Raw genomic sequence first — 3121 nt, forward strand, 5'->3', positions numbered from 1 at the left:
TTTGTTTTCAATCTAATCGAGAAGGATATAAAGTGGCATGATAGACAGTTAATACTTAAAAATGTCTAAAAAAGCAGTGAGTTTAATAGAAATAGTTATCCACATTTAGAGGTATGAATAATTCAGGTTGTCATTTCAAATAGTGATGGCGGAAGTGGTTATGAAGAATCTAAATTTGATGCCATTTTAGGCACTTCAACTACTGCTTTAATATCGCTATCTTTAAGTTTTGTCAGTGTATCTGCTACAAAAGCAGTTAACTCAGGGTCATTATACAATGGTGGGTAGCCAATTTCATAGCTGAGTTCACAATTCACTCCGAAAGTGACCCCAATCCCATTGACAATTCGCTCAAGCTCTTTATTAATCATTGCCTCTGTTTGATGATTATAATAACGGATATCACCTTCAATTTCGATGGTGTCCTTAATTATGTTAGAGGTTCCTTTGCCATCAAAAGAGCCAATTGTGACAACACCTGTTTCCAGCGGATCTAGTCTCCGACTAACAATTGTTTGAACTGTTGTGACGAAATGGGCTCCTGTGACAATCGCATCATTTGCCTTATGTGGAGAAGAGCCATGTCCACCTCTTGCCTTTAACTTTAATTTAAAATAGGAGCGACCGCTAAACGTATATTCACTGCGGTAGCCTACTGTTCCAGCTGGTGCGATCGGTAAAACGTGAATACCGAAAACAGCTTCAACATCATCAAGATAGCCAGCTTCAACTATTGATTTAGCTCCTCCAGGAGGTAATTCCTCTGTATGTTGATGAATAATTTTTATTGTTCCTGAGAGTTCATCTTTTAGTTGAATCAAACAGTCTGCTAAAACAAGTAGGTAAGCTGTATGTGCATCATGCCCACACGCATGCATGACACCATCATTTTTAGATTTAAAAGGGACGTCAGCTTCTTCTTGAATTGGGAGAGCATCAAAATCAGCTCGAAGTGCAACAGTTTTGCCTGCTTTTCCACCTTCAATAGTAACAATGATGCCATAGCCATTACCAATGTTTGTGTCAATTTTGATATCTTTTCCTTGATAAAACTTTTCAATATAGGCAGCTGTTTTTTCTTCTTGAAATGACAGTTCAGGGTGTTGATGTAGATGTCTGCGAATCGCTACCATTTCATCTTTTCGTTGTTCCAGCATATCGATTAGTTTTTTCATGAATTAGTCGAGCTCCTTTCGGGATGTTGATCTTAGATTCTGACTTGTTTAATTACTAATCTAATTCTAACATAAACTAAATAGAAACTTGCTTAAGGACTAGTTAGAAAATTTAGCGAATTTTAAAAAACCCTCGTCTTAAAGAATTCTAATTGCGAATTCTAGCATGCAGACGAGAGTCAAATCGTTAAATTGAGATTTTAATGAAATTAATAAGACTATTTACTTTGTTGAAACGATCGCAATATAACCTAAATTTGATTTATTTGTTTTGAAAAAGCGGAACATTGATTTAAAATAGGCTCGATTTTCCTTTTTTATTGCCTGCCGAAAAATTTTCATCGTCCGTATCAAGCCTTCATCTTTAATCATACCGATCGGATTCATTAATGACATTGGACCAGTTGCTACATCTAAATTTTCAAAGCCAGCTTGATTAAAGATATTACGCCAGCCTGCTTCGTCATGAGGTTTAGCTTGAACATGAATTGCTTGTTGCAAGTCTGTTACAACTTTCGGCATACCTCCATCTGTAAGCTTAACATCATGAGTTAATAACAGACCACCTGGTTTTAAAACTCGATAATATTCTGAAATTGCTTTTACTTTTTGCTTGTCTCCCAGCATCGTTAACATCGCCTCATTGATTACGATGTCAAAGGATTGGTCGGGATAGGGAAGATTTAATGCATTCGCTCGTTCAACCGTTATATGGTCTGTTAGCTTTGCTTCCTCTATCCGCTTCTTAGCTATCTCTATTACTTGTTTATCTAGATCAACAGCTGTGATCGAACATCCTGTTTTTTTGACCAACTCAATCGCATTTGTACATTGGTTACAAGCTACTTCTAGGATGTGTTGGTTTTTATTAAATGAAACATGGTTAAATAACCAATCCGTTGCTTCCACGCCACCAGGACGTAGCCGTGTTTTTCCTAATCTAGCAAGAAAGGAATGTCCTGCTTCACGCATATTATTCACCTGCCTTTACAACTGTTAGTAACATTTTAAACGCTTCAACAGCTTCTAACGCATGGGGTATTTCTGCAGGCATGACAATGCTCTCACCTTTTTTGACGGTGTAGTCAGTCTGGTCAATTGTAATCAATGCTTCACCTTCTAAAATTTGCACAAGTGCATCCCCAGTCGCTGTATGTCGAGCAATTTGTTGACCTTTATCAAGTGCAAATAATGTTAATGTTAAAGTTTGGTGTTGAACAAGTGACTTACTCGACTTTCTGTTAGGTACAATTTCAATTTGATCAGCTAACTGAATCGTTTCATTATGTGGAATTTTATTAATCATTTGTTCATTCTCCTCTGTTTGGTAAATATGGATTTGTTGAAAACTAGCTTTATTTTTAGCTTTGATTGCATGATAGGAACCACGATCTAGTAAGATCATCGATCCAGCTTCTAAAACGACAACTTGTTCATTATGGGTTATTTCCAATTGGCCTTCGAGACAATAAATTAACTTTTCCAGACCGACAATCTCCGTACTAATCGATTCTCCCGCTCCAAGTCCAAAAGCGGTTATATCATAAATATTTGTTTCTGCGATTGCCGTGCTGACAATTTGATCAGACATCATAATTGCTAACTCTGTATTATTGAATACTGTTGCAATGGGTAAATCCCTCAAACTACCCCTCCTCGATTGATATTATATAAATAACTCAAGTTTTGCAGTTAAAAAATAGCCTTTGACGCTTGGTGTCATTGACTTGGTACCGATTATTATGCCGCTTTTGATATTTGATTCAGCTGATTTTCTTTTAAAAATGGCTTGAAGAGTTCCGGTAAACTATCAAAGATAGTATCTAACAAGTCTTGAACATGTTGTTCAGATAGTACTAACTCGTTCATTAATGTCTCTTTCAGACAGGCCATTACGAGAAACAGCGATTGCGCGAATCGAATGTTCTCCATTTCATCACAGCACA

Annotated in this window: 4 protein-coding genes; all 4 read right to left on the bottom strand. The window is 36.8% G+C overall.

The window, feature by feature from the left end:
- Window positions 1–158: 158 nt before the first annotated feature.
- Window positions 159–1175: an amidohydrolase gene (locus ACYQ4S_RS11410; RefSeq protein WP_459771240.1), complete on the bottom strand. Its 1017-nt coding sequence runs from the start codon at window positions 1173–1175 to the stop codon at window positions 159–161.
- Between the two features lie 222 nt (window positions 1176–1397).
- On the bottom strand, window positions 1398–2147 hold the full coding sequence (locus ACYQ4S_RS11415) for a class I SAM-dependent methyltransferase (protein WP_346024969.1): 750 nt from the start codon (window positions 2145–2147) through the stop codon (window positions 1398–1400).
- 1 nt (window position 2148) lies between these two features.
- Window positions 2149–2820 (bottom strand): cupin domain-containing protein, encoded by a 672-nt coding sequence (locus ACYQ4S_RS11420; protein WP_428830623.1) that lies wholly within the window; start codon window positions 2818–2820, stop codon window positions 2149–2151.
- Window positions 2821–2915: 95 nt separating this feature from the next.
- A partial coding sequence (locus tag ACYQ4S_RS11425) for a hypothetical protein (protein WP_459771242.1) occupies window positions 2916–3121 on the bottom strand: 206 nt, incomplete at its 5' end.

This window comes from Alkalibacterium sp. s-m-28, from assembly GCF_054658175.1.